Genomic DNA, 25,395 nt, shown 5'->3' on the forward strand with positions numbered 1-25,395 from the left:
CTGAACTCCATGAAACGCAATGTCGTTCTCAAGCTTTCCGGCGTCGAGCGTCACTACGGGCAGGGCGATACGGTGCTCTCCATCCTGAAGGGGGCCGACTTCACGCTGCACAGCGGCGAGATCGTCGCTCTCGTCGCGCCGTCGGGCACCGGCAAGTCGACGCTGCTCCATCTGGCGGGCCTCCTGGAACATCCTGATGACGGTGAGGTCAGCATCAACGGCCATGCCTGCAACGGACTGTCCGACGATAAGCGCACGGCGATCCGCCGTAGCGAGATCGGCTTCGTCTATCAGTTTCATCACCTGCTGCCGGAATTCTCGGCCCAGGAAAACATCATGATGCCGCAGATGATATCGGGCCTTGCGCGCAAGGAAGCCGCCGTCCGCGCCCAGCAGCTGCTCGAATACATGCGCATCGGCCATCGCGGCGCCCATCGCCCGGGCGAGCTCTCCGGCGGCGAGCAACAGCGCGTGGCGATCGCCCGCGCCGTTGCCAATGCGCCAAGCCTGCTGCTCGCCGACGAACCGACCGGCAATCTCGATCCGGAAACCGCCAACTACGTCTTCGATGCTCTGGAGGCGCTGGTGCGCCAGTCCGGTTTGGCGGCCCTGATCGCCACGCATAATCACGAGCTCGCCAGCCGCATGGACCGCCGGGTGACGATCAGCGACGGCAAGGTCGTCGACTTCTGAGCCTCAGAGCCGGATCAGGCCGCCGCGGTAGTCGAGTTCATAGGCGCGCCGTTCCTCGACGATGATCATTTCCATGCCGCGGAAATGTGCGCAGTCGCCCTCGCTGCTGTCGATATAGAGGCCGAAGGCGTGGTCGAATTCCATGCCGCCGAGAAAGCGCTTCTTGTCGGAATACATCGACGACAGGGCCGCCTTGATGACGGCGCCGGCGCGGCTGCCGTCGATCAGCCCGGGCTCGATGATGTGGCCGAAATAGTTCATCGCCCAGATGGGCTCGCCATTCAGCCAAACCGTTTCCTGGCCGCAAAAATCCGTTCCGCCGAAATAGCTGTCGAGATAGCGCCATTCGCCACGCTCGTAGCCGATGTCATGCGACCCCAGACGGCAGGATGGACGCGGACTGCCGCCACCCACGTAGGTCCTCGATTTCGCCTCGACGATGAAGTCATTGAGCAGGGTGAGATACATGGCGCGCCTCCTGCGAGCGTTGTCGCAGATGCGTGACCTTCTGTAAAGAACAAATAGAGAACAGAGCGATTGCCGCCGGCTGGGATAGGTGGGCGAACGCCCCCGGACGCGCGTTAACCAAACGGAAAAGATTCCTGTTGACGAAAGAACAAGAGTGGAACAAAATAAAAACATAACGAGTAAAGGAGAGCCAAATGACTGACATGATCCGTGACGTCGCAGCATTCACCTCCATCGCAATGTTCGTTGCCAGCTTCTCGCTGATCCTGATGGCAATGTAATTTTTCAGGGGATCGCATGGCTGCCATGCGGTTCAAGACGGGGTCTTCTTCTGGACATCTCCACGGCCACGACCGACAATGGCGCCGATTCATACGGGCGATTGAAGGGACGTGTCATGGCGGAAGCAGAGAGCGGATTTATCGGCGGGACGCCGGGCTTCGTTCATCTGCGCGTGCACTCGGCCTATTCACTGCTCGAGGGCGCGCTGCCGCTGAAGAAGGTTCTCTACAAAGCTGCGGGCGATAGCCAACCGGCGATCGCCATCACCGATACGAACAACCTGTTCGTCGCGCTCGAATTCTCGCAGAAAGCCATGGACGAGGGCCTGCAGCCGATCATCGGCTGCCAGCTGTCGATCGACATGGAAGACGGCCTGGAGATCGAGAAGCGCGGCGGCCAGCAGATGATGGGCAAGCTCCCGTCGATCGTCGTGCTTGCCACCAGCGATGACGGTTATGAGCGCCTCGTCGATCTCGTCAGCCGCGCCTATCTCGGCGGCGAGGACGGGCAGGCGATCCACATTCGCTCGTCCTGGCTGGAAGAGGCGGGCACCGAAGGCCTGATCGCCTTGACGGGTTCGCTCAGCGGCCCGGTCGATATGGCCCTCAAGCAGGGGCACCTGGCGCCGGCCGTATCGCGGCTGCTGACGCTGAAGTCACTGTTCGGTGACCGGCTCTATGTCGAGCTGCAGCGCCACGGCACTTACGACAAGCGCCATGAACAGAAGATCATCGGTCTCGCCTATGAGCACGACCTGCCGCTGGTCGCCACCAACGAGGCCTTCTTCCCGACGCGCGACGATTACGACGCGCATGATGCGCTGATGGCGGTGGCCCATAACGCCATCGTTTCCGACGACAGCCGCTTCCGCTTGACGCCGGACCATTACCTGAAGAGTCGCGCCGAAATGGCGAAGCTCTTTGCCGATTTGCCGGAGGCGCTTGAGAATACGATCGAGATCGCCCGGCGTTGCTCCTTCGTCCTGAAAACCCGCAAACCGATCCTGCCGCGCTTCACCGGCGCCACCGCCGATCCCGAGGAAGCCGAGCGCGCCGAGGCGCTGGAGCTTCGCCGCCAGGCGGAGGAGGGGCTCGACATGCGCCTCGCGACACTCGGCATGTCGGCTGGCTACGAAGAGAAGGATTACCGCGAGCGGTTGGAATTCGAGCTCAGCGTCATCGAGCGCATGAAGTTCCCCGGCTACTTCCTGATCGTTGCGGACTTCATCAAATGGGCCAAGCAGCATGACATCCCCGTCGGCCCCGGCCGCGGTTCGGGTGCGGGCTCGCTCGTCGCTTATGCGCTGACGATCACCGACGTTGATCCCCTGCGCTTCTCGCTGCTCTTCGAACGCTTCCTCAATCCGGAACGCGTCTCGATGCCCGACTTCGATATCGACTTCTGCCAGGATCGCCGCGAAGAGGTGATCCGCTACGTGCAGAAGAAATACGGCCGCGAGCAGGTGGCGCAGATCATCACCTTCGGTTCGCTGCAGGCCCGCGCTGCACTGCGCGACGTCGGCCGCGTGCTCGAAATGCCCTATGGCCAGGTCGACAAGATCTGCAAGATGGTGCCCAACAACCCGGCCAATCCGACGCCCCTGCACAAGGCGATCGAAGAAGATCCGAAGTTCCAGGAAGAGGCCGACAAGGAGCCCGTTGTCGCCCGCCTGCTCGATATCGCCCAGAAGATCGAAGGTCTCTACCGCCACGCCTCGACGCACGCCGCCGGTATCGTCATCGGCGACCGTCCGCTGTCGAAGCTGGTGCCGATGTATCGGGACCCGCGTTCCGACATGCCGGTCACCCAGTTCAACATGAAATGGGTCGAACAGGCCGGCCTCGTGAAGTTCGACTTCCTCGGCCTGAAGACGCTGACAGTGCTCAAGGTCGCCGTCGATTTCTGCAAGAAGCGCGGCATCGAAGTCGATCTCGCCTCCATTCCGCTCGACGACAAGCGGACCTACGAGATGCTGTCGCGCGGCGAAACGGTCGGTGTGTTCCAGGTGGAAAGTGCCGGCATGCGCAAGGCGCTGATCGGCATGAAGCCCGACTGTATCGAGGACATCATCGCGCTGGTGGCGCTGTACCGTCCGGGACCGATGGAAAACATCCCGACCTACAATGCTCGCAAGCACGGCGAGGAAGAGGTCGAGTCTATCCATCCGACGATCGACTATCTGCTGAAGGAAACCCAGGGCGTTATCGTCTACCAGGAACAGGTCATGCAGATCGCCCAGGTGCTCTCGGGCTATTCGCTCGGCGAGGCCGACCTACTGCGCCGCGCCATGGGTAAGAAGATCAAGGCCGAGATGGACCAGCAGCGCGAGCGCTTCGTCGACGGCGCCGTCAAGAACGGCGTATCGAAGCCGCAGGCCGATAACATCTTCGAGCTGCTCGCCAAGTTCGCGAACTACGGCTTCAACAAGTCGCACGCCGCCGCCTACGCCATCGTTTCCTACCAGACCGCCTATATGAAGGCGCATTATCCGGTCGAGTTCCTGGCCGCCTCGATGACGCTCGATATGTCGAATACCGACAAGGTCAACGACTTCCGCCAGGATTCCAAGCGTCTCGGCATCGAGGTCATCGCGCCCTCGGTGCAGACCTCCTTCCGCCATTTCGAAACCGGCGACCAGCGGATCTACTACGCGCTGGCGGCGATCAAGGGCGTCGGCGAAAACGCCGTCGAGCACATCGTTCAGGTCCGCGGCGACAAGCCCTTCGCCAGCATCGAGGATTTCTGCCTGCGCATCGATCCGCGCCAGGTGAACCGCCGCGTGCTGGAAAGCCTGATCTATGCCGGTGCCTTCGATTGCTTCAATATCGATCGTGCCCAGCTTTCGGCCGGTCTCGACCGCGTTCTCGGCTATGCGCAGCGCGCCCAGGAAAACAAGCTGAGCGGCCAGTCGGACATCTTCGGCGGCGCTCTCTCGTCAGGCCCCGAGAAGATCGCGCTGCCGCCATTCTCGCCCTGGCTTGCTTCGGAGCGCCTGCTCAAGGAATTCCAGGTTCTCGGCTTCTACCTGACGGCTCATCCGCTCGACACCTACAACAGCCTGTTGCAGAAGATGCGCGTTCAGACCTTTGCGGATTTTTCGGCGGCGGTGAAGCAGGGGGCTGCCAATGGCCGCCTCGCCGGCACAGTCATCTCCAAGCAGGAGCGCAAGACGAAGACCGGCAACAAGATGGGCATCATCGTCTTCTCGGATTCATCCGGCCAGTTCGAATCCGTGCTGTTCTCGGAAATGCTGAACCAGTATCGCGATATCCTGGAGCCCGGAAAATCCTTCGTGATCACGGCAACCGGCGAAGAGCGCCCGGAAGGCGTCAGCCTGCGCCTGCAGACCGTCCAGTCGCTGGAAGAGAAATCGCTGCAGATGCAGAAGGCACTGCGCGTCTATGTCCGCGATTCCGGCCCGCTGAAGGCGGTCGCTGCGCACCTGAATGCCAAGGGCGACGGCCTCGTGTCCTTCATCGTCATCAAGGAAGACGGCAAGCGCGAGGTCGAGGTGGCGCTGCCGCAGAAATACCGGATCACGCCCGAAATCGCGGCCGCCTTGCGGGCCGCGCCGGGGATTATCGATGTCGAGCTTGTCTAGCGCGTCACGGTGATGAAATCGGTGCCGGCGCCGGTTTCCGGGCCAATGCCGGTATCGGATATGGTCATCGTCGAACCGGCGGCAAGCAGCGCGTCGACGCGCTTGCGCGTCTCGTCCGGGATCTGGATGCGCGACAGCGCGTTACTGATCGGGCTGCCCATGATGATCGAGCCCTCCTGCGTCTTGATGCCGAGCCGCTTCATCGTCTGCGAAGGCAGATTGTTGTCGAGCGTCAGGCCTAGCCAGTCGGCCGTGCCGTTTTCCTGATCCACCTTATGCAGCGTGAAGAAATGCGTGCCGAGCGCCAGCTGCGGATTGTCGATGATCACAGGCGCCTCGAACAGCGGCTTGAAATCCTGGCGGATCATCAGCACGCCGTTCGGCGGTTCGCCCTTGCCGACGGCTGCGTAAACTTCCCTCAGGAGAGTATCGCTGGTCAGCGCCCGGTCGCCCTTGAACTGCGCGGGGCGCAAGGCCTTGAAAGCGTTGATCGCCTGCACCGTCGAGGGGCCGAGCAGGCCATCGGGATTGCCGGCGTTGAAGCCAAGCTGGTTCAGGTAGGTCTGGATGTCGATGATCGCCTCGCGCTGGGCGCGCCGCGTGATCAGGATGCGGATCGGTTCGACATTTTCAGGCGCTGCCGCAGCCGGCGGGATCAGCGAGGCTGAGACCGTATTCATCGCCAGCTGCACCGGCTCGCCATCGCTGCTGCCGATTGCCGGGCGAAGCTGCACGTCGGAAAGCAGGAGCGCCGGTTCCGGCGCATTCGGGCGGAACAGCGAAGGATGATCGATCGGCTCGGGCACCACCGCCGCATCGCTGATGATGACGGGAACGCTGAGGTCCGTCATCTTGTAAAGTTCCTTGGCGAAGGCGGCGGGCATGCGCACGCAGCCATGCGAGGCCGGATAGCGCGGCACGGAATTCGACTCGTGCAGCGCAATGCCGGACCATGTCAGCCGCTGCATCCAGGGCATGGGTGCAGCCGAATAGAGATTGGATTCGTGATATTTCTTCTTCTCGAGCACCGAGAAGATGCCGCTCGGCGTCGTATGGCCGGGCTTGCCGGTCGAGACTTTCGAGGTCGCCACGACCTCCGTGCCGTCATAGACGGCAAGCGACTGCTTGTCCTTGGAGACGATGATTTGCAGCGTCCGGGCGTCTGCCGCAAGAGCAGGGTTCACCAAGGCGGTCGCCGACAGCAAGCCGAGGCCGAAAACAATACGCGAGAACATGTTACCCAACCAATACGAAATACTTGGCTGGGACAATATTCAACGAAGTTTAAGGAAGGCTTGACCCGCGCCACCCGGCTTCGCGTCTCACGCATTAGTGATCAAGTGGCCGCTTATTGTAGGGTGATCGAATATATGCAAATCTGCGGGGGCTAAGCGGTTGGGAGACCCGCCATGTACGTCGATATTGTATCCGCGTTCGACGAGCTCGGCAGACTGCGCCCGGATTGGGAAGCGGTCTACGAGGCCGATCCGGAATCGCACTATTTCATGTCCTGGAACTGGATACGGCGCTATCTGGAAACGCGCGGCAACTGGCACGTTCTCGCGGCGAGACCTGCCGAGGGCGCGGCCTATGTCGCCTTCCTGCCGCTGCAGATCCGCCTGGATTTCGAGCCCGGCCACGGCTTCTACAATGCCATTCACATGGCCGGCATGCCGTTCTCGGTCTATAGCGGCATCCTCTCGCTGCCGGAGCAGATGGACGATGCGATGGCCGCTTTCGCCGCCAGTCTTCAGACCTTCAACTGGCGCCGCTTCAATCTCGATGAAATCTATCTCTCGGACGAGCGCCTGCAGGCGCTGATCGGCAGCTTCCCGCGCGCCGATTTCGTCCCGGTCAAGGTGGTCCGCGCCAGCCATATCACCGATGCCGGCGAAGACATCGATCACGACGCCTATGTCTATATTCCGCTGGAGGCTGATTTCGAGACCTTCCTCAGCACCCGTCTCAGCCCCAAGACGCGCCGCAATGCGCGATGGGCGCTGCGCGACCTTGCGAACGGCAAGCACGGGATGCACATCACCCACACGACATCAGAGACATTCGAGCAGAACCTCGAAACCTTCTACGCCATGTGGAATGCGCAATGGGGTGCGCGCCAGCCGGAATATGCGGCGGGCATCATCGATGGTTGCCGCAAGATGCTGCGTGGCTCCTTCGATGACGGATCGCTCTTCGTGCCGGTTCTCTGGGAGGAGGACAGGGCGGTTGCCGCGCAGATCCTCTATCTCGACCACAAGAAGAAGACGATGCACTGCTTCATCGGCGGCCGGGATAGCGAGGCGCAGTCTCACAGTCCGGGCTTTGCGCTGCATTGCTACTGCCTGCGCTGGGGGATCGAAAACGGCTTCCGTGTCTATGACTTCGGCACCGGGGATTACTCCTACAAGTTCACTTTCGGTGCCGAGCAGCACCAGGTCGAGCGCCGCCGGGTGATGACGGTCTCGGAGCGCAATATCGGCGATCGCCTCGATCCGCGATCGCTGGATGCCGTCTGCACCCGTGCCTCGCATATGGCGGCCAGGGGCGATCTGGAGAATGCAGCGCTCTGCTGCCGGCAGATCCTTGCGGCCGATCCGGATCATGTGCGCGGCCGCGCCCTCTGGGCCAATCTCGAAGCCGCACGCCGCCGCCCGGCCAATGCGGGCGAGCTCGACACATTGATGCAGACCGCGGTCAACGATCACCGCCAGGGCGCGCTCGATCGGGCAGCCTCAGGCTATCGCCGCGTTATCGAGGCGGAGCCCGCTCATTTCGCCGCCCATCATCAGCTGGCGCTGGTCCTGCTGCAGCAGGGCAGGTTCGAGGCCGCGCAGACAGAGGTGGCCCAGGCACTGGCGTTACGGCCGGAGGATGCGGCCGCCCATTGCACTTGCGGCAATATCCTGGCGGCCCTGAAGCGCGATGAGGCGGCGCTGGCGAGCTATGACCGGGCGATCGCCCTGTCGCCCGGCTATGCCACGGCCTTCAACAATCGCGGCAATGTCCTGCGCCGCATGAGCCGTCTCGACGAAGCCGTTGAGAGCTATTCGCATGCTCTTGAAAAGGCACCGGATTACGCGCAGGCGGCATTGAACAAGGCAGCCGTTCTCGCCGAACTGCACGCGGTGGAACCCGTCTAGCGCTCGCGCTTGCCGCCGCCGAATGTATAGCCGGTCTCGACCGTGCCCTTGCCGAACTTGTCGCGCAGCTTGTCCATCGCCGCTTCCGCCGCCGCCCGCCGTGTAGATTGCTGGTCGATCAAATCGGGCGGATCGGCGCGGCCGGGATCGCAGAGATCGCTGACACCGATGCCGATCAGGCGGAATTTCGTGCCGTCGGTCTCCTTCTCCAGAAGCTCGATGCCGGTGCGAAATATGCGGTCGGCAAGCTGGGTGGGGTCTTCGAGGCGCCGGTTGCGTGTCCGGAGCTTGAAGTCCGCGGTCTTCATCTTCAGCACCACGGTATGCCCGGCGATGTCATCCTTCTTCAGCCGCCAGGAGACCTTCTCGGAGAGATTGCGCAGGATCGGCACCAGATCGTCGTACCGCGAGATGTCCTCGAAGAATGTCGTCTCCGCCGAGACGCTCTTTGCCGCCTCGTTCAGATGCACCTCACGGTCGTCGACGCCGCGCGAGAGACGGGCGAGGCGCTGGCCCATGCTGCCGTAGCGGCGCATCAGGTCGGTCTCTTCCATCTGCTGCAGCTGCCCGATCGTGCGGATGCCGTCGGATTCAAGCGTGGCGGCGAATGCCTTGCCGACGCCCCAGATCGTGGTGACGGGGCGAGGCGCCAGAAATTCGACCGCTTCCTCGCGGCCGATCACCGAAAACCCCCGCGGCTTCTGCAGGTCGGAGGCGACCTTCGCCAGGAATTTGCAATAGGAGAGACCGACGGAAACGGTGATGCCGACCTCCTTTTCGACGCGCCGGGCGAATTTCGCCAGCGTGCGGGCAGGGGGATCGTGGTGCAGGCGCTCGGTACCGCCAAGCTCCAGGAAGGCCTCGTCGATCGACAGCGGCTGCACCAGCGGCGTCAGCTCCTGCATCATGCTGCGAACCTCGCGGCCGACCCTGCCGTATTTTTCCATGTCGGGCCGGATGACGACCGCCTGCGGGCAGGCCTCGAGCGCCTTGAACATCGGCATGGCCGAACGCACACCATGGATACGGGCGATATAGCAGGCGGTGGAGACGACACCGCGCTTGCCGCCGCCGATGATCACGGGCTTGTCGGCAAGCTCCGGATTGTCGCGTTTCTCGACAGCCGCGTAGAAGGCGTCGCAGTCGATATGCGCCAGCGTCAGCCCGTAGAGCTCCTTGTGACGCACCACGCGCGGGCTGCCGCAGGCCGTGCAACGGCGCGCTTCGCCCTTCTGCTCGGCAAGGCAGTCGCGACAGAAGCCGTGTGTCTTGTCAGGCGCAGGGTGAGTCATCGCTGGAACAAATGTTGAACACGGCGACTTTACGCTCTAAGCTTTCGAGTCTCAAGACAAGAGGAGCAGCCAGGCGTTGGATATCAGACGGCATTTTGAGGCCGTTTCATCGATGGGGGTAGACAGTCAGCCGCGGGCAGGCGCCGGCGGCAGCGACAGATGTTCGCCGATATGGGCGGCGGCCTCTTCCCATCCCGCAACCTTGGCAATGCCATCCATGGCGGAGGGCGCGAAGCGATGAATCTCCGATACCGGCATCAGATGCAGCAGCAGGCAGCTATCGACATGCTCTTGCACGGAATGCAGGTTGCGTACCATGTCGTCGATGAAGACGACGGGCAGGTCGCGGGCGCCATGCAGGGCCTTGACGATCGGCCCCTTCGGCTGCAGCGAGGCGAGCAACGGATAGTCGAGCTCGAACCGGTCGAGCAGCCGGCGGCGCTGGTCGCGGTAGACGGGCGGCATGGCTGTGAGCAGAACGATATCGGCTGTCGCAGACAGCGCGGCGAGGCTCTCCCCCGCAAGCGCCAACGGCGCCTGCCAGTCTTCCTGCCGCTCGAAAAAGGTCTCGATCAAGCGGCTGACTGTCACGTCATCGGCTGGCGCGCCATCCGCCGTCTCGATATTCCCATGCAGCTTGAAGGAGCGCGGCACCAGCCGGTAGCCCTCGCTGACCAGAAAGCGCTCGAACGGCACGATGAACTGCAAGACGACGTCGTCGACATCGCAGACGATCAGCGGCCTGTCGCCGAGGCGTACATGGGATGTGTCGAGACCGTCGATCAGCATCGGTTTCAATACTGCCCGGAATCGAGGCCTGGCGACGAGAAGTGCTGCCAGGCAGCCGTCAGCGCTTCCGGCGGTGTCTCGGTGGCCTGGCAGAATGCCATGGCGGTCGGCTCGTGCTGCATGACGAAATCGAGCATGCCCGAGAGGAAGCCCGGATCGTTGATGGCGTTGCGTACCTGCACCGGCTCGACGCCTGTCAGCGCCAGGAATCGCGAGAACATGTCGGGTTCGTTGGCGAGCCAGCCAAGTACGGCAATCGCCGTTTCATGCGGATCTCTGGCGAGTTGTTTCGAAGTCTTGAAGTTGCTTTGCATTTCGCTGGGTAAGTTACCTTTTTTTCAACCAAATACCGGTAGCTTGCCGCTATCGGTTTCGTCGAGCCGCGCGTTCGCATGTCGCTTCACGTCAGGCGGACATTTGCAGGGACGGAACATAGGAACGAGCTTGCCATGCCCAAACAGGTGATGATTGTAGAAGATAACGAGCTCAACATGAAGCTCTTTCGCGACCTGATCGAGGCATCCGGATACTCGACGATCCAGACCCGAAATGGCATGGAAGCGCTTGATCTTGCTCGCAAACATCGTCCGGACCTGATCCTGATGGACATCCAGCTGCCGGAAGTTTCCGGGCTTGAGGTGACCAAGTGGCTGAAGGAAGACGACGAGCTGCACGTCATTCCCGTCATCGCCGTCACCGCCTTTGCGATGAAGGGCGATGAGGAGCGTATCCGCCAGGGCGGTTGCGAGGCCTATGTCTCAAAACCGATCTCCGTCCCGAAATTCATCGAAACGATCAAGACCTATCTCGGCGATGCCTAGCGCATCGGAAAGAAGCCTATGACTGCGCGCATTCTGGTTGTTGACGATATTCCGGCAAACGTGAAGCTGCTCGAAGCGCGGCTGGTCGCGGAGTATTTCGATGTCCTGACGGCTGCCGACGGCTATGAGGCGCTGGCGATCTGCGAGCGCAATCAGGTCGATATCATCCTGCTGGACGTGATGATGCCGGGCCTCAACGGCTTCGAGGTCTGCGAGCGGCTGAAGGCCAACCAGAAGACCTCGCATATTCCTGTCGTCATGGTCACCGCGCTCGATCAGCCGGCCGACCGCGTACGCGGCCTGAAGGCCGGTGCCGACGACTTCCTGACCAAGCCGGTCAACGACCTGCAGCTGATCTCGCGGGTGAAGAGCCTGCTGCGCCTGAAGACGCTGAGCGATGAACTGCGCATCCGCGCCGAGACGGCGCAGACCATGGGTATCGACGATCTCTTGCGGACGGGTGAGGGGCGTGCCGAAGATGCAGGGCAGGTCCTGCTCGTCGATGGCCGCGCTAATTCCCAGGAACGCATCATCAGGACGCTGAAACCGATCGCCGACATTACGGCAATCTCGGATCCGCAGGCGGCGCTCTTCGAAGCCGCGGAAAACGCCTTCGAGCTCGTCATCGTCAATACCAACTTCGACGACTACGATCCGCTGCGCCTCTGCTCGCAGTTCCGTTCGCTGGAGCGCACGCGCTTCCTGCCGATCCTGATCGTCACCGATCAGGGCGATGACGAGATGGTCATCCGGGCGCTCGATCTCGGCGTCAACGATTATATCGTCCGCCCGCTGGACCCGAACGAGCTGGTCGCCCGCAGCCTGACGCAGATCCGCCGCAAGCGCTTCAACGACCGCCTGCGCGCAAGCGTCAAGCAGACGATCGAGCTCGCCGTCACCGATGCGCTGACCGGCCTCAACAATCGCCGCTATCTCGATAATCACCTGAACGTGCTGTTCAACCGCTCGATGGCGCGCGGCAAGCCGCTCTCTGTGCTGATCACCGATATCGACCGCTTCAAGCAGGTGAACGACACCTACGGTCACGATGCCGGCGACGAGGTGCTCAAGGAATTCGCCAACCGCATCCGCTCGACGGTGCGCGGCGCCGATCTCGCCTGCCGCTACGGCGGCGAAGAATTTGTCATCATCATGCCCGATACCTCGCCGGAGGTGGCTGCTGCCGTTGCCGAGCGCCTGCGTGCATCGGTCGAGACCAGCGGCTTCACGCTGAAGTCAACCGGCGAAGAGTTGAAAGTCACCGCGTCCTTCGGTATCGCCTCTCGTCTGTCGAGCGTACTGACGCCCGATCAGCTGATGAAGCAGGCCGATCTCGCGCTTTATGAAGCGAAGAATACTGGCCGCAACCGAGTCGTTGCTGCAGCGGCCTGACGCCGGAGCGCCTTTGCCGCGTAGGTTATCCTCAGTTTCCACTGGTGGCGGCGAAAGATTAACAAATTTTAATGATGCCGCTGCCAAAGCGCCGGGCGTTTTTCAACCAAATACCCCAAAAATGGAGAGGGCGCTCGATCGTCCAATTTGAGGGTAATTTGTGCTCATTTTCACGAATAGAATCAATCTAAGTATCGCGTGTAAAGCATAGCTGCCGCAATTTATAGAGTTATCGTGGTATTACTATTCGGCGAGATGTAACGCGTTCGCCTGACGTAACGGAAGATCGCCATAATTGTACTGATGTATATTTATGGTTATATTCAATCGCGTTTTTCTTCATCAAGTAAAGAAACGTGATTCGTTGTTTTCGGGCCTGCCCCAAAATTGGACTTTTAACCATAGAAGCAAGCTAAGAAATCTAATCATTAAGAATTTGTTGATTTTCTTTCATTTTCGGGCAAATTATCGAGCCATAAGAAAAGCGCTCCCGGAACCGGGAGGCCGAGATACCCCATGATGCTCAGGTCCGCCGCATCTCCTGGGTCGTGGGGTCGGTCGGCTAGTTCGCAACCTTAAGCGGTTCCTCGTGCCGCGTTGCTTGCTGGCCGACCCCCTTTCGTAAAAACGCCGCCCTTGCCGATAGATCGGTAGGGCGGCGTTTTTGTTTGCGCTAACATTCCCGCGATGAGAGACCTTAAAACGAAAAAGGCGCGCAGCCGTTGGGCGCGCGCCTTTTTAAAACCCAGGGATCAAGGATTACTTGATCTTGGTTTCCTTGAACTCGACGTGCTTCTTAGCAATCGGGTCGTACTTGGTCTTCGTCATCTTGTCCGTCATCGTACGGCTGTTCTTCGTCGTGACGTAGAAGAAACCGGTGTCGGCCGTCGACAGCAGCTTGATCTTGATTGTGGTAGCCTTGGCCATGGTCGTCCTGCCTTTAATAAAATGAAAGCCGTGGCAAGCCGGATGGGCTCCACGGCAAATTCTGGCGCGAAACTACGAATCCCGCCCGAAAAGTCAACCCCGCTTTCTAATGAAAAGCAGTCTTATGCTTGAAAGCACCGCATATATCCCGAAGAAACCGGCAATTGCCCAGGCAAAACCGTTATTCCCGGCGACATCGATGGCCGCGCCGATAACCTGTGGACCGGCAACGGTGCCGACGGCGTAACAGAAGACGAAGGCGGCATTGGCGGCGGCAAGGTCGGAACCCGTCAGGCGCGAGCCCAGGTGGCTGAGACCAACCGTATAGAGACCGGCCACACAGCCGCCCCAGAAGAGCAGCACGCCCGCCATCATCGCCCAGCTATGGACGAGCAGGGGCAGCATCAGCGAGCCGATCAGGCCCATTGTGGCCATGGCCGCCAGCAGCGGCCGCTTGTCCTTCATGCGGTCGGAAAGGAGCCCGACGGGGATCTGGAAGATGACGTTGCCGATTCCCATGACGGTCAGCAGCAGGGCGGCCTGCGATTCGGTAAAGGCGGCGCGCGTCGCATAGATCGGGAAAAGCGCCAGGCCACCGGCCTCGACCGCGCCGAAGATGAAGACGGCAGCCGTCGCGCTCGGCACCAGGAAGACGTAGCGCATGAAATGCAGCTCCGGCTTCTCTTCGAGCACCGGGCTCTCGTTGCGGGCGACGAAGATCGGGATGGCGGCAAGCAGGATGGCCACGGCCCCAACGGCAAAGGGCAAGACGCCGTCGCTGCCGAGGATCGAGAAGAGCAGGGGCCCGGCGGCAAACCCCAGCGACAGCACGGTCGCGTAGATACCGAGCACGAAGCCGCGCTTCGTCGGTGGCGAGGCGGCGTTGATCCAGAACTCGGAGAGGATGAAGAGCGTCGTCGTCGCGCCATGGAAGGCAAAGCGCAGCGGGAACCACATCCAGAATTCCTGGGCATAGTAGAAGCCGATGGCGCTGAGCGCCGAGATCACCACCGCCCAGAGCATGGTGGAGGCGACGCCGTATTTATGGGCGAGCTTGGTGGTCACAGGCGCCGCAGCCATGGCGGCCACGCCGGCCATCGCCGTGTTGAGCCCGATAAGAGTGGAGGCAACGCCGCGCTTCTCGAGAATGATGGAGAGCAGCGGCAGTCCGAGTCCGATCGCTATGCCGACAGCAGAGATCGACGAGACGGCGGCAACCAGCGACGGCCAATGGATTTCTTCAACATCGCCCGGCGTGCCGTTTCTCGGCTGAGACATATATCCATCCTTGAATGACTGAAACGAATCGCCCGTCTCGTGCCACATAGAAGGGCACAGAGATGCCAAAACCAGGTGACGGGCAGAGCTTTACGGGAAGTCCGGCGCAGAATGCAATAGATCGAATAGTCGAACGTCAGATCGGTCAAGAAAACGCGCACCATTTTATTCGCCGGAGAACATATGCGCGCAGCAAAAGCCGCCCGCACAGTTCGTGAGCGTTGCCCAATACAAGCGAATTATGTCTGGACGGTGAAGGTCGCCGCGATGCCGCTTACGGCTGGTCGCGGCCGGGGATCTCGTAGACGTCGTGATCGTCGCTATGGCCGCCGAAACCATGCAGGCGCAGCGCCCATTGCAGGCCGATGACGCCGCCCTTGATCGGCTGGATGATCAGGAGGGCGGAAAGCAGCGTCACCGGCGCCCAGATGGCGAACGTGAGCCACATCGGCAGCGGCCAGACGAGATCGGTCAGCATGTAGCCGCCGAGAACGACGTGGCCGATCACGAAGATCGTCAGGTAGGGCGGCAGGTCGTCGGAGCGGTGATGATGCATCGCTTCGCCGCAGGCCGCGCAATTGTCGACCGGCTTCAGGAAGGCGCGGAACAGCTTGCCGCTGCCGCAATGCGGGCACTTGTTAAGCATGCCGCGCATGATCGAGCGGCCAAGCGGACGCTCGGAAGCGTCGCTTCCGCCGTATTGGATCGGCTGTTCCTGTGCAGGCGTCGTCATGGCTCTTTCCTCTGGCGTTTCTAGCGCCGGCCTCTCGGCGGTCTCGTGCCGACCTTCTTGCGGGCGGCCATGCGGTTGTCGCGGCGGCCGGCCTTGTGGAAGGAGCGCACCGCCGTCGGCATGGCGCGGCCTTCGCTGACCATCTCGAAGCGCAGCGCGCCTGCAAGCGGAATGGCTTCCGCAAGCTTCACCGTCACGCTGTCGCCAAGCCGGTATCCGAGCCCAGTCTTCTCGCCCGACAGCGCCTGATGCGCCTCGTCGTAGATGAAATAGTCCTGGCCCAGCGTAGATATAGGGATGAAGCCGTCTGCTCCATACTCCGGCAGGGCGACAAATAGTCCCGACTTGGTGACGCCGGAGACGCGCCCGGCGAACTCCTCGCCGACACGGCCGGCAAGATGGTGGGCGATCAGACGGTCGACGGTCTCGCGCTCGGCGGCCATGGCGCGGCGCTCGAAGGTCGAGATTTCGGCGGCGATATCGTCGAGAGAGGCCTCTTCCTCGGGCGTGATGCCGCCTTCGCCGAGCCCCAGCGACCCCACCAGCGCGCGATGCACGATCAGGTCGGCATAGCGGCGGATCGGCGAGGTGAAATGCGCGTATTTCATCAGGTTCAGGCCGAAATGCCCGATATTCTCGGGGCTGTAGATCGCCTGGCTCTGCGAGCGCAGCACCATCTCGTTGACCATCGTCTGATGCGGCGTGCCGTCGGCTTTCGCTAGGATGCCGTTGAAGTTGTTGGCGCGCATGTTGCCGCCCTTGGCAAGCGAGATGCCGAGTGTCGCCAGGAACTCGCGCAGGATTTCCTGCTTGGCCAGCGTCGGGCCGTCGTGGACGCGGTAGATCAGCACCTGGCGCTTCTTCTCCAGCGTCTCGGCAGCCGAGACGTTCGCCTGGATCATCATTTCTTCGATGAGCTTGTGCGCATCGAGGCGGGGCGGCACGACGACGCGGTCAACGGTGCCGTCGCCCTTCAGCAGGATCTTGCGCTCGGGCATGTCGAGCTCGAGCGGCTGGCGCCGGTCGCGGCCGCGCGTCATAACGGCATAGGCGTTCCACAGCGGTTTCAGGATCGGCTCCAGCATCGGCCCGGTCTTGTCGTCGGGCTTGCCGTCGATCGCCGCCTGCGCCTGCTGGTAGGAGAGCTTTGCAGCACTCTTCATCATGATGCGGTGGAAGGTGTGGCCGATCTTGCGGCCTTCCTTCGAGAACACCATGCGCACGGCAAGCGCCGGCCGGTCGACGCCTTCGCGCAGCGAGCAGAGGTCGTTGGAGATCCGCTCCGGCAGCATCGGCACGACGCGATCCGGGAAATAGACCGAGTTGCCGCGCTTCAGCGCTTCACGATCGAGCTGCGATTTCGGCCGGACGTAATAGGAGACGTCGGCAATGGCCACGGTGACGATCACGCCGTCGGCATTGTCGGGCGAGGGGTCGGCTTCGGCGTAGACGGCGTCGTCATGGTCCTTGGCATCCGCCGGATCGATGGTGATCAGCGGCACGTCGCGCCAGTCCTCGCGATGCGACATCGAGGCGGGCTTGGCAGCCTCCGCCTCGTCGATGACAGCCTGCGGGAAGACATTCGGGATGCCATGGGCATGGATCGCGATCATCGAGATCGCCTTTTCGGAGCCGACCGAACCGACGACGGAGAGCACCTTGGCGCGCGGCAGGCCGAAACGGCCGAGCCTTGCGATCTCGACCTCGACCAGGTCGCCGTCCTTGGCGCCGCCGGTATAATCGGGGTCGATCACCATTTCCTCGCCGCGCCGTTCGATCGGCAGCAGACGTCCGGCACCACCGGGGGCCGTGCGGAACACGCCCATGCTGGCGCCGCGGCGCTTGTCGAGAACCTTGATGATGCGGGCGGTATAGGCGGGACCGCCGCGGTCGGCAGCCGGGAAGATCTTCGCAAGAACGCGGTCGCCCATGCCGGCGACGGGCGCCTTGCCTTTGCCCTGGCGTCCCGCAGGCGAAGTCTGGCGGATCGCGACGGCGGGTGCCACGCCCTGATCCTCCGGCCATTCGGCCGGGCGGCCGATCAGCTCGCCGTCCTTGTCGCGGGTGGTGATGTCGAGCACGGTGACCGGGGGCAGGGCGCCCGGACGGATCAGCGACTTGCGGGTCTTCTGCAGCATTCCCTCTTGCTCGAGGTCACGCAGCAGATGCTTGAGCTCGACCCGCGTATCGCCCTTCAGGCCGAATGCCTTGGCGATTTCGCGCTTCGAGGCCTTTTGCGGATGGTCGGCGATGAAACGCAGGATCACCTCGCGCGACGGCATGGCGCCGGGCGTGATCTTTGCTTCTTCGGCGGGGGCATCGTTGCCCGCGCGGCCGATCTTGCCCGGACGCTTGCCCGTGCCCCTAGTCTTCTCGCGCGGTATCTTGCTCACACTCAGCTCTTTTTCGTTTTCGCCGGCGCCTTGGCCTTCGTCGTCTTGGCGGCAGCCTTCGGCTTTGCTGCGGCCTTGGGCTTCGCAGCAGCCTTCGGTTTGGCGGCAGTCTTGGTCGCCTTGCCTTCGGCGGCGGCCGTCTTCGCCTTGGCCTTGCCCTTCGCAGCCGGTGCCTTGCCGGCCTTGGCTGTGATCAGCTCCAGGGCTTCCTCGACGGTGATCGCCTGCGGATCCTTGCCCTTCGGCAGCGTCGCGTTGACCTTGCCCCAGTTGACGTAGGGGCCGTATTTGCCGTCGCGAACGGTGATCGGGCCGCCATCCGGGTGATCGCCGAGCTCCTTCAGTGCAGCCGGTGTACCGCGTGTACGCCCGCCCGGGCCCTTGCTCGCCTTCTCGGCGATCACGGTGACAGCGCGGTTGAGACCGACCGAGAACACGTCCTCGACCGTCTCGAGATTGGCGTAGTTGCCGTCATGCAGCAGGAACGGTCCGTAGCGGCCGATGCCCGACGAGATCATCTTGCCGGTCTCGGGATGCTTGCCGATATCGCGCGGCAGCGAGATCAGCGCCATGGCCTTCTCGTAATCGATATCCTCAGGCTTCCAGCCCTTCGGCAGCGAGGAGCGCTTGGCATCCTTGCCGTCGCCGCGTTGGATATAGGGTCCGAAACGGCCCGAACGCAGCGTCAGCTCTTCGCCCGTCGTCGGGTCGGTGCCGAGGTTCTTCGGTTCGTTCAGTGCGGTGCCTTCGCCCTCGCCATTGTTCTCCGAGGAGAGCTGGCGGGTATAGTTGCACTCCGGATAGTTCGAGCAGCCGACGAAGGCGCCGTACTTGCCGAGCTTCAGCGACAGGTTGCCCGTGCCGCAAACCTGGCAGATGCGCGGATCGCTGCCGTCCTCGCGCTTCGGAAACACCAGCGGCGCCAGCGATTCATTCAGCGAGTCCAGCACGTTGGTAACGCGCAGTTCCTTGGTGTCTTCGATCTGCGAGAAGAAGTCCTGCCAGAAATCGCGCAGAACCTGCTTCCAGTTCAGTTCGCCGGCAGAGATCCGGTCGAGCTTCTCTTCGAGATCGGCGGTGAAATCGTATTCGACATACTTGGTGAAGAAGCTTTCGAGGAAAGCGGTCACCAGCCGGCCCTTGGAATGCGGGATCAGCTTGCGCTTGTCGATCGTCACATATTCGCGGTCGCGAAGGGTGGCGAGCGTTGCCGCATAGGTGGATGGACGGCCGATGCCGAGCTCTTCCATCTTCTTGATCAGCGAGGCTTCCGAATAACGCGGCGGCGGCTCGGTGAAATGCTGGGTCGAGTTGATCTTCTGCTTCGCGAGGTTTTCGCGGGCATTGATCTCCGGCAGGCGGCCATCTTCGTCGTCGTTGTCGTCGCTCTGTTCGCCGTCTTCCTTCTGATCGGTATAAGCAGCGATGAAGCCGTCGAAACGGATGACGGAGCCGACAGCGCGCAGACCGGCCCTCTGGCCGCCGTTTTCTGCGGTGATTTCGGCGGTGGTACGCTCGATTTCGGCCGAGGCCATCTGGCTGGCGATGCCGCGCTTCCAGATCAGGTCGTAAAGACGGATCTGGTCAGCATCCAGATACTTGCGCACTTGGTCGGGCGAGCGGTTGAAGTCGGTCGGGCGGATCGCTTCGTGGGCTTCCTGGGCGTTTTTCGCCTTGGTGGAATAGAAGCGGGCCTTGTCGGGAACGTAACGGCCGCCGAACTGGTCGAGGATCGCGGCGCGTGCCGCATCGATCGCCTCGGGCGCCATCTGCACGCCGTCGGTACGCATATAGGTAATGAGACCGACGGTCTCGCCGCCGATATCGACACCTTCATAGAGCTTCTGCGCCACCTGCATGGTGCGCGATGCCGAGAAGCCGAGCTTCGAGGATGCGGCCTGCTGCAGGGTCGAGGTTGTGAAAGGTGGTGACGGGTTGCGCTTGACGGGCTTCGCTTCGACGCTGTCGACGACATAGGAGGCGCCGTCGAGCAGGGCCTTCAGCCTGCCGGCGTCTTCGCCGTTGCCGATCGAGCGGGCCTGCAGGCGCTTGCCGTCCGCAGCGACCAGCCTGGCTTCGAACTCGTCGCCGCGCGGCGTCTTCAGGAGCGCCGAGATGTTCCAGTATTCTTCCGAGATGAAGCGTTCGATCTCGGATTCACGATCGCACACGAGGCGCAGCGCAACCGATTGCACGCGGCCGGCCGAACGGGCGCCCGGCAGCTTGCGCCACAGCACCGGCGACAGGTTGAAGCCGACGAGATAATCGAGAGCGCGGCGCGCCAGATAGGCGTCGACCAGCGGCACGTCGATATCGCGCGGCTCGGCCATCGCATCGAGCACGGCCTTCTTGGTGATGGCGTTGAAGACGACGCGCTTGACGGTCTTGCCGCCGAGCACCTTCTTCTTGTTGAGCATGTCGAGGACATGCCAGGAAATCGCTTCGCCTTCGCGATCAGGGTCGGTCGCCAGGAACAGGCCGTCGGAGGATTTCACCGCATCGGCAATATCCTTCATACGCTTGGCCGAGGCCCCATCGACCTCCCACAGCATCTCGAAATCCTGATCGGGCAGAACCGATCCGTCCTTTGCAGGCAGGTCGCGGACGTGACCGAAGGAGGCGAGCACCTTGTATCCGGAGCCCAGATACTTGTTGATCGTCTTTGCCTTCGCAGGCGATTCTACCACGACTACATTCATGATGATTCTCTAAAAACTACCGCGCCCGGCGGGAAGATGAGCGCTATACGTGCCGCTTGCGGATTGCCGGTTCTCCGACATGGACAGGGAAATGGCTTCGGTCAAGGGGTTTGCTTCAATTTTACGCTTTGCAACGCGATGCAACCATGAGGGGATTATAAACGTGTTGCAATTTAAGATAATTGGATTATCGTTTTTGAAGTGTGGTCAGGGCTTCTCCCAAAGCTGCCGCCCGTCATCTTCAGAGACTGTCCATGTCGCCCAAGGGTTTCAACAAAAGAACCGATAAGTCAGCGTCGCGCGAAAACATTGCTTTCGTCCGGCAGATGCTTGCCGAGCTTCGCCAGGTTGCCGAAAAGGAAGACGCCAGCATGCTCTACTATCTGATCGAGATGGCTTATGTCGAGGCGGGCGAGCTTCACAACCGCATGTAGTGCGCTCAATCTCCCATCGCAAGGGAGACGGTGCCGCCGGGGTGCCGGTGCAGCCGCCCGGCAATATCCAGCTCCAAAAGAACGAGATAGACGGACGCCGCCGGAAGTCCGGTATGCCGGATGATGTCGTCGATCTCGACAGGCGTCGGCCCGAGCGCATCGGCAATCCTGGCGCGATCGGAATCATCAGGAGGCGTGAGATCGCTGCCGTTGCACGCAGGCTCCTCGGCAACCGGTGCCGAAAACAGGTCGAGCTGCGAGAGCGGCGCCAGCGCCTCGATGACGTCTTCGGGCGAGGTGATGATCATCGCCCCGTCCTTCAGCAGTCCGTTGGTGCCCTGGCAGCGCGGATCGAGCGGCGAGCCGGGAACGGCAAAGACCAGCCGTCCGAATTCGGCGGCAAGACGTGCCGTGATCAGCGATCCCGAGCGCGTCGCCGCCTCGACCACAGCAAGGCCGAGCGACATGCCGGCAATCAGTCGGTTGCGGCGCGGGAAATCACGGGCGCGGGGTTCCCAGCCGAATGGCATTTCACTGATCGCCAGTCCGCGCCCTTCGCAGATTTCCTCCAGCAGCGGCACGTTCTCGGGCGGGTAGGGCTGGTCGAGACCGCCTGCGAGCGCAGCGACGGTGCCGGTATCGAGGCTGGCGCGATGGGCGGCCGTATCGATGCCGCGCGCCAGGCCGGAGACCACGGCATATCCGGCCCGTCCGCAATCCCTGGCGATCATCGCCGCAAACTTCGCACCACTGATCGAGGCATTGCGGGAGCCGACGACGCCGACAGCCGGGCGATGGAGAACGGAGACATCGCCCTTGACCGCAATCAGCGGCGGGGCGCCATCGATCTGGCGCAGGGCCTGGGGGTAATCGGGTTCGCCGATGCCGATGAATCGGGCGCCGAAACGGCGGGCGATCTCGAGTTCGCGATGGGCTTCGTGTTCGGTTGCAATTTTGATGGCGCGCGTTGCGCCGCCGCGGGCCGAGAGTTCGGGGAGGGCGGCCAGCGCCGCCTCGGCAGATCCGAAATGATTGATGAGATCGCGGAAGGTGGCAGGGCCGACATTGTCGGAGCGAATGAGACGCAGCCAGGCGATCCGTTGCCGGTCTGAAAGCGCAATTCCCTTTGGCCTTGCGCTTTCGGCGCTCATCTTATCCCTTCGCCCCGATCTTGCTTTCCGTCCCGCTGATGAGCCGGGAGATGTTGGCCTTGTGCTTGTAATAGGAGATGACCGACATGATCGCCATGACGGCTGCAACCTTTTCGGCTCCAAATATCCACAATGCAACCGGAATGACAAGCATGGCCGTCAGCGCCGCCAGCGACGAGTAACGGAAGATGAAGGCCATCGCGAGCCAGATGGCCGCGAAGACGAGGACGAAAAGCGGCGCGATGCCGAGCAGCGTGCCGATATAGGTGGCGACGCCCTTGCCGCCCTTGAAGCCGAGCCAGACCGGGAACAAGTGGCCGAGGAAGGCAAAGAGACCGGCGATCGCACCGGCTTCCGGGCCTGCCACATAGGCCATGATCCAGGCGGCGACCGTTGCCTTGAAAGCATCGAGCAGCAGCGTTGCGGCAGCAAGCTTCTTGTTGCCGGTGCGCAGCACGTTGGTGGCGCCGATATTGCCGGAGCCGATATTGCGGACGTCACCGAGACCGGCGGCCCGCGTCAGGATCAGGCCGAAGGGGATCGAGCCGAGCAGGTAGCCGACGACGGCTGCCACAAGCGCCATCGGCAAGGCGATCTGCCAGTTGGTGAGTTCCGAAATCATGCCCCTCTACCTTTTCCTTCGCAGCATTGTCCCGATGCCGCTTGCCTTAGCCGTTTTCGATCATCCAGATTTCAGCGCCGCCGAGCAGGGTGGCGATCAGCGTGCAGAGCGCCACGAACATCGTGCCGAGCACGACGGTCGACGAGTAGCGCCGCGACGCCTGCTTCTTCGAAAGCACGGGGAAGGCGTTCTTGTGTGCCTCCGCCATGTCCTTGTCGAGATTGCGCTGCTGGAAATGCCGTTCGGTTTCGTTCTGATTCATGCGCGGCCTCCTCAGTCCAGCGAATGTACCTTCGTTCCACCCACGTAAGTCGCGACCGCCCGGCCCGAGAAACGGGCGTCCTCGAAAGGCGTGTTCTTCGAGCGCGACAGAAGCATGTCCTTGGCGACAAGCCAAGGCTCTTCGAGATCGATCAGCGCGATGTCGGCCTTGGCGCCGGGCTTCAGCGTTCCGGCATCGAGGCCGAAGATCTGTGCCGGACGGGTCGACATCGCATCGATCAGCCGCATCAGGCTGACGTGACCGCTGTGATGCAGCCGAAGGGCTGCGGCAAGCAGGGTCTCGAGGCCGACCGCGCCATCGGCCGCTTCGCCGAAGGGCAGGCGCTTCGTGTCGACATCCTGCGGATCGTGCGAGGAAACGATGATATCGATCTCGCCCTTGGCGAGCGCCTCGACCATCGCCACGCGATCGTCTTCGGTGCGCAGCGGCGGGTAGAGCTTGAAGAAGGTGCGGTACTCGCCGATGTCGTTTTCGTTGAGCGCCAGATTGTTGATCGAGATGCCGCAGGTCACCTTGGCGCCGCGGCTCTTGGCAAGCTTGATCGCGTCGACCGATTCCGGCACCGAGATCATTGCCGCGTGATAGTTGCCGCGCGTCAGCTGCGCGACGCGCAGATCACGCTCCAGCGGGATAAGTTCGGCTTCTTTCGGAATGCCGCCGAGACCGAGCCAGCTGGCAAACAGCCCTTCGTTCATGACGCCGGTGGCGCCGAGATATTTGTCGCGGGTCTCGCAGGACATGACGGCGCCGAATTCGCGCGCATAGGTCATCACCCGGCGCAGCACCTGCGTGTCATGGATGCTCGAACGGCCATCGGTAAAGGCAACCGCGCCGGCTTCCATCAGCAGGCCGATCTCGGTCATTTCCTCGCCGGCCAGATGCTTGGTGATCGCCGCTGCCGGATAGACATTGACGAGCGCCTTGTCCTTGGCGGTCTTCTGGACGAATTCGACGAGCGCGATGTCGTCGATCACAGGATCGGTATCCGGCATCATGATGATCGAGGTCACGCCGCCCGCTGCCGCAGCACGGCTGGCGGATGCGATGGTCTCGCGGTGCTCGGCACCGGGTTCGCCGATATGCACGCGGGCATCGACGAGGCCGGGGACCGCGACGAGGCCATTGCAATCGCGCACTTCGGCGCCATCGGGCACGCCCTGGTTCTGCGCATCCTTGCCCGATGCGACGATCACGCCGTCCTTGACGACGATGGTGCCTGTTTCATCGAGATTGCGCGAGGGATCGATGATGCGGACGTTCTTGAGGACGAGGTTGCTCATGCGCCCGCTCCTTCAGTGCGAGGACCCTGGTTCTGGGAAACAAGCAGGGTCTCCATCACCGCCATGCGCACCGCAACACCCATCTCGACCTGCTCGGCGATCACGCTCTGCGGGCCATCGGCCACTTCGGATGCGATTTCGACGCCGCGGTTCATCGGTCCCGGATGCATGACGAGCGCATCTTCCTTCGCCGCCTTCAGCGTTTCCGCGTCAAGGCCGTAGAAGTGGTAATATTCACGCACCGACGGCACGAAGGCGCCGGACATGCGCTCGCGCTGCAGGCGCAGCATCATCACGACATCGGCGTCCTTCAAGCCTTCCTTCATCGAATGGAAGACCTCGACGCCCATGTCGGCGATCCCGGCCGGCAGCAGCGTCGCCGGAGCGACGACGCGCACCCGGGCGCCCATGGCGTTCAGCAGCAGGATGTTGGAGCGCGCGACGCGCGAATGCAGCACGTCGCCGCAGATCGCCACGATGATGCGCGAGAGCTTGCCCTTGGCGCGGCGGATCGTCAGCGCGTCGAGCAGTGCCTGGGTCGGATGTTCATGCTGCCCGTCGCCGGCATTGACGACCGAGCAGGAGACTTTCTGTGCGAGGAGGGCGGCCGCACCGGCGCTCGAATGGCGGATAACCAGCACATCGGGGCGCATCGCGTTCAGTGTCATCGCGGTATCGATCAGCGTCTCGCCCTTCTTTACCGAAGAGTTGCCGACCGACATGTTCATGACGTCGGCGCCGAGCCGCTTTCCGGCAAGTTCGAAGGATGCCTGCGTGCGCGTCGAAGCTTCGAAGAAGAGGTTGATCTGTGTCAGCCCTCTGAGCGTCGACGTCTTCTTTTCTCTCTGACGGCTGATCTTGACGGCCTCGTCGGCCTTGTCGAGGAGATAGGTAATATCCTGCTCGGTGAGACCCTTGATGCCGATGAGGTGGCGGTGGGGAAAAAAGACCATGGACCTGCCTCTTGCTATACCGGTGGGGTCTATAATGAGTGCTGCCCGCCGCCGCAAGCTTGCGCTGTGGGCAAAGGCTTATGTCCCCATGCAATTTTGCCGTAAATCCGCTAGAGCTGAGGTTGAAATCGTCAAGTTCCGGTTTCCCTTTGTCTGGCTCATGC

At 62.2% G+C, this 25,395-nt stretch carries 21 protein-coding genes; 6 read left to right on the plus strand and 15 right to left on the minus strand.

Features of this window, described 5'->3' with window-relative positions; all coding sequences use genetic code 11:
• Positions 1-9 precede the first annotated feature (9 nt).
• Positions 10-693, plus strand: coding sequence for an ABC transporter ATP-binding protein (locus tag ACEN84_RS16465; protein ID WP_413709282.1), 684 nt, complete (start codon positions 10-12; stop codon positions 691-693).
• A 3-nt stretch (positions 694-696) separates the two neighbouring features.
• On the opposite strand, the gene ACEN84_RS16470 is transcribed toward ACEN84_RS16465, so the two are convergent.
• Entirely contained in the window at positions 697-1,161 is a 465-nt protein-coding gene (locus tag ACEN84_RS16470; protein WP_413709283.1) for a DUF5680 domain-containing protein, read from the minus strand.
• Between the two features lie 397 nt (positions 1,162-1,558).
• Here ACEN84_RS16470 and dnaE point away from each other — a divergent pair, with 397 nt between their 5' ends.
• Entirely contained in the window at positions 1,559-5,044 is a 3,486-nt protein-coding gene (gene dnaE / locus ACEN84_RS16475) for a DNA polymerase III subunit alpha (protein WP_413709284.1), read from the plus strand.
• Here the strand turns inward: dnaE and ACEN84_RS16480 are convergent.
• Positions 5,041-6,279: a L,D-transpeptidase family protein gene (locus tag ACEN84_RS16480; protein WP_413709285.1), complete on the minus strand. Its 1,239-nt coding sequence runs from the start codon at positions 6,277-6,279 to the stop codon at positions 5,041-5,043. The genes dnaE and ACEN84_RS16480 overlap by 4 nt on opposite strands.
• A 174-nt stretch (positions 6,280-6,453) precedes the next feature.
• Between ACEN84_RS16480 and ACEN84_RS16485 the strand changes: the two genes are divergently transcribed.
• Positions 6,454-8,184: a GNAT family N-acetyltransferase gene (locus ACEN84_RS16485; protein ID WP_413709286.1), complete on the plus strand. Its 1,731-nt coding sequence runs from the start codon at positions 6,454-6,456 to the stop codon at positions 8,182-8,184.
• Here the strand turns inward: ACEN84_RS16485 and ACEN84_RS16490 are convergent.
• The 3 genes from ACEN84_RS16490 to ACEN84_RS16500 form a co-directional block, all read right to left on the minus strand.
• Positions 8,181-9,476, minus strand: a complete 1,296-nt coding sequence (locus ACEN84_RS16490) for a DNA polymerase IV (protein WP_413709287.1) — start codon at positions 9,474-9,476, stop codon at positions 8,181-8,183. The genes ACEN84_RS16485 and ACEN84_RS16490 overlap by 4 nt on opposite strands.
• A 126-nt stretch (positions 9,477-9,602) precedes the next feature.
• Positions 9,603-10,265 (minus strand): hypothetical protein, encoded by a 663-nt coding sequence (locus ACEN84_RS16495; protein WP_413709288.1) that lies wholly within the window; start codon positions 10,263-10,265, stop codon positions 9,603-9,605.
• Between the two features lie 5 nt (positions 10,266-10,270).
• Positions 10,271-10,579 (minus strand): DUF3572 domain-containing protein, encoded by a 309-nt coding sequence (locus ACEN84_RS16500; RefSeq protein WP_112720455.1) that lies wholly within the window; start codon positions 10,577-10,579, stop codon positions 10,271-10,273.
• 135 nt (positions 10,580-10,714) lie between these two features.
• On the opposite strand from ACEN84_RS16500, the gene ACEN84_RS16505 reads away from it, so the two are divergent.
• On the plus strand, positions 10,715-11,086 hold the full coding sequence (locus tag ACEN84_RS16505; protein WP_413709289.1) for a response regulator: 372 nt from the start codon (positions 10,715-10,717) through the stop codon (positions 11,084-11,086).
• Positions 11,087-11,104: 18 nt separating this feature from the next.
• On the plus strand, positions 11,105-12,478 hold the full coding sequence (locus tag ACEN84_RS16510) for a PleD family two-component system response regulator (protein WP_130282576.1): 1,374 nt from the start codon (positions 11,105-11,107) through the stop codon (positions 12,476-12,478).
• A gap of 759 nt (positions 12,479-13,237) precedes the next feature.
• On the opposite strand, the gene rpmG is transcribed toward ACEN84_RS16510, so the two are convergent.
• The 5 genes from rpmG to topA all read right to left on the minus strand — a co-directional run bounded on the left by rpmG (position 13,238) and on the right by topA (position 20,508).
• The gene (gene rpmG / locus ACEN84_RS16515) at positions 13,238-13,405 is read right to left on the minus strand and encodes a 50S ribosomal protein L33 (protein ID WP_003587245.1); all 168 of its coding nucleotides are present in this window, start codon (positions 13,403-13,405) and stop codon (positions 13,238-13,240) included.
• A 93-nt stretch (positions 13,406-13,498) separates the two neighbouring features.
• Entirely contained in the window at positions 13,499-14,683 is a 1,185-nt protein-coding gene (locus ACEN84_RS16520) for an MFS transporter (protein WP_112720489.1), read from the minus strand.
• Positions 14,684-14,957: 274 nt separating this feature from the next.
• Positions 14,958-15,416: a DUF983 domain-containing protein gene (locus tag ACEN84_RS16525; RefSeq protein ID WP_112720453.1), complete on the minus strand. Its 459-nt coding sequence runs from the start codon at positions 15,414-15,416 to the stop codon at positions 14,958-14,960.
• A gap of 20 nt (positions 15,417-15,436) precedes the next feature.
• A complete protein-coding gene (gene rnr, locus ACEN84_RS16530; RefSeq protein ID WP_413709290.1) occupies positions 15,437-17,809 on the minus strand; it encodes a ribonuclease R in 2,373 nt (790 codons plus the stop codon).
• A gap of 2 nt (positions 17,810-17,811) precedes the next feature.
• Positions 17,812-20,508, minus strand: coding sequence for a type I DNA topoisomerase (gene topA, locus ACEN84_RS16535; protein WP_413709291.1), 2,697 nt, complete (start codon positions 20,506-20,508; stop codon positions 17,812-17,814).
• A gap of 254 nt (positions 20,509-20,762) precedes the next feature.
• Between topA and ACEN84_RS16540 the strand changes: the two genes are divergently transcribed.
• Positions 20,763-20,942 carry a hypothetical protein gene (locus ACEN84_RS16540; RefSeq protein WP_413709292.1) on the plus strand — a complete coding sequence of 60 codons (180 nt, stop codon included), beginning with the start codon at positions 20,763-20,765 and terminating at the stop codon, positions 20,940-20,942.
• 5 nt (positions 20,943-20,947) lie between these two features.
• Here the strand turns inward: ACEN84_RS16540 and dprA are convergent, their stop codons facing one another.
• Genes dprA through ACEN84_RS16565 form a run of 5 tightly spaced genes read right to left on the minus strand, consistent with a single transcriptional unit; the run spans position 20,948 to position 25,231 of the window.
• The gene (dprA, locus tag ACEN84_RS16545) at positions 20,948-22,093 is read right to left on the minus strand and encodes a DNA-processing protein DprA (protein WP_413709293.1); all 1,146 of its coding nucleotides are present in this window, start codon (positions 22,091-22,093) and stop codon (positions 20,948-20,950) included.
• Between the two features lies 1 nt (position 22,094).
• Complete coding sequence (plsY, locus tag ACEN84_RS16550; RefSeq protein ID WP_413709294.1) at positions 22,095-22,715, minus strand: glycerol-3-phosphate 1-O-acyltransferase PlsY; 621 nt, start codon at positions 22,713-22,715, stop codon at positions 22,095-22,097.
• Positions 22,716-22,761: 46 nt separating this feature from the next.
• Complete coding sequence (locus ACEN84_RS16555) at positions 22,762-22,977, minus strand: hypothetical protein (protein WP_413709295.1); 216 nt, start codon at positions 22,975-22,977, stop codon at positions 22,762-22,764.
• A gap of 11 nt (positions 22,978-22,988) precedes the next feature.
• Complete coding sequence (locus tag ACEN84_RS16560) at positions 22,989-24,278, minus strand: dihydroorotase (protein WP_413709296.1); 1,290 nt, start codon at positions 24,276-24,278, stop codon at positions 22,989-22,991.
• Positions 24,275-25,231: an aspartate carbamoyltransferase catalytic subunit gene (locus tag ACEN84_RS16565; RefSeq protein WP_007692028.1), complete on the minus strand. Its 957-nt coding sequence runs from the start codon at positions 25,229-25,231 to the stop codon at positions 24,275-24,277. Before ACEN84_RS16565 ends, ACEN84_RS16560 begins: the two co-directional genes overlap by 4 nt.
• Between the last annotated feature and the right edge of the window lie 164 nt (positions 25,232-25,395).

Source organism: Rhizobium sp. Rhizsp82, from assembly GCF_047325115.1.
GTDB lineage: Bacteria > Pseudomonadota > Alphaproteobacteria > Rhizobiales > Rhizobiaceae > Rhizobium.

Bases quoted from the DNA above. Each gene is read 5' to 3' on its own strand.
- ACEN84_RS16565 (WP_007692028.1), bottom strand. From the start codon at position 25,231: ATGGTCTTTTTTCCCCACCGCCACCTCATCGGCATCAAGGGTCTCACC.
- ACEN84_RS16465 (WP_413709282.1), top strand. From the start codon at position 10: ATGAAACGCAATGTCGTTCTCAAGCTTTCCGGCGTCGAGCGTCACTAC.
- ACEN84_RS16525 (WP_112720453.1), bottom strand. From the start codon at position 15,416: ATGACGACGCCTGCACAGGAACAGCCGATCCAATACGGCGGAAGCGAC.
- ACEN84_RS16485 (WP_413709286.1), top strand. From the start codon at position 6,454: ATGTACGTCGATATTGTATCCGCGTTCGACGAGCTCGGCAGACTGCGC.
- dnaE (WP_413709284.1), top strand. From the start codon at position 1,559: ATGGCGGAAGCAGAGAGCGGATTTATCGGCGGGACGCCGGGCTTCGTT.
- ACEN84_RS16500 (WP_112720455.1), bottom strand. From the start codon at position 10,579: ATGCAAAGCAACTTCAAGACTTCGAAACAACTCGCCAGAGATCCGCAT.
- ACEN84_RS16540 (WP_413709292.1), top strand. From the start codon at position 20,763: ATGTCGCCCAAGGGTTTCAACAAAAGAACCGATAAGTCAGCGTCGCGC.
- ACEN84_RS16495 (WP_413709288.1), bottom strand. From the start codon at position 10,265: ATGCTGATCGACGGTCTCGACACATCCCATGTACGCCTCGGCGACAGG.
- rpmG (WP_003587245.1), bottom strand. From the start codon at position 13,405: ATGGCCAAGGCTACCACAATCAAGATCAAGCTGCTGTCGACGGCCGAC.
- ACEN84_RS16490 (WP_413709287.1), bottom strand. From the start codon at position 9,476: ATGACTCACCCTGCGCCTGACAAGACACACGGCTTCTGTCGCGACTGC.
- ACEN84_RS16555 (WP_413709295.1), bottom strand. From the start codon at position 22,977: ATGAATCAGAACGAAACCGAACGGCATTTCCAGCAGCGCAATCTCGAC.
- plsY (WP_413709294.1), bottom strand. From the start codon at position 22,715: ATGATTTCGGAACTCACCAACTGGCAGATCGCCTTGCCGATGGCGCTT.
- ACEN84_RS16520 (WP_112720489.1), bottom strand. From the start codon at position 14,683: ATGTCTCAGCCGAGAAACGGCACGCCGGGCGATGTTGAAGAAATCCAT.
- ACEN84_RS16480 (WP_413709285.1), bottom strand. From the start codon at position 6,279: ATGTTCTCGCGTATTGTTTTCGGCCTCGGCTTGCTGTCGGCGACCGCC.
- dprA (WP_413709293.1), bottom strand. From the start codon at position 22,093: ATGAGCGCCGAAAGCGCAAGGCCAAAGGGAATTGCGCTTTCAGACCGG.
- ACEN84_RS16510 (WP_130282576.1), top strand. From the start codon at position 11,105: ATGACTGCGCGCATTCTGGTTGTTGACGATATTCCGGCAAACGTGAAG.
- ACEN84_RS16560 (WP_413709296.1), bottom strand. From the start codon at position 24,278: ATGAGCAACCTCGTCCTCAAGAACGTCCGCATCATCGATCCCTCGCGC.
- topA (WP_413709291.1), bottom strand. From the start codon at position 20,508: ATGAATGTAGTCGTGGTAGAATCGCCTGCGAAGGCAAAGACGATCAAC.
- ACEN84_RS16505 (WP_413709289.1), top strand. From the start codon at position 10,715: ATGCCCAAACAGGTGATGATTGTAGAAGATAACGAGCTCAACATGAAG.
- ACEN84_RS16470 (WP_413709283.1), bottom strand. From the start codon at position 1,161: ATGTATCTCACCCTGCTCAATGACTTCATCGTCGAGGCGAAATCGAGG.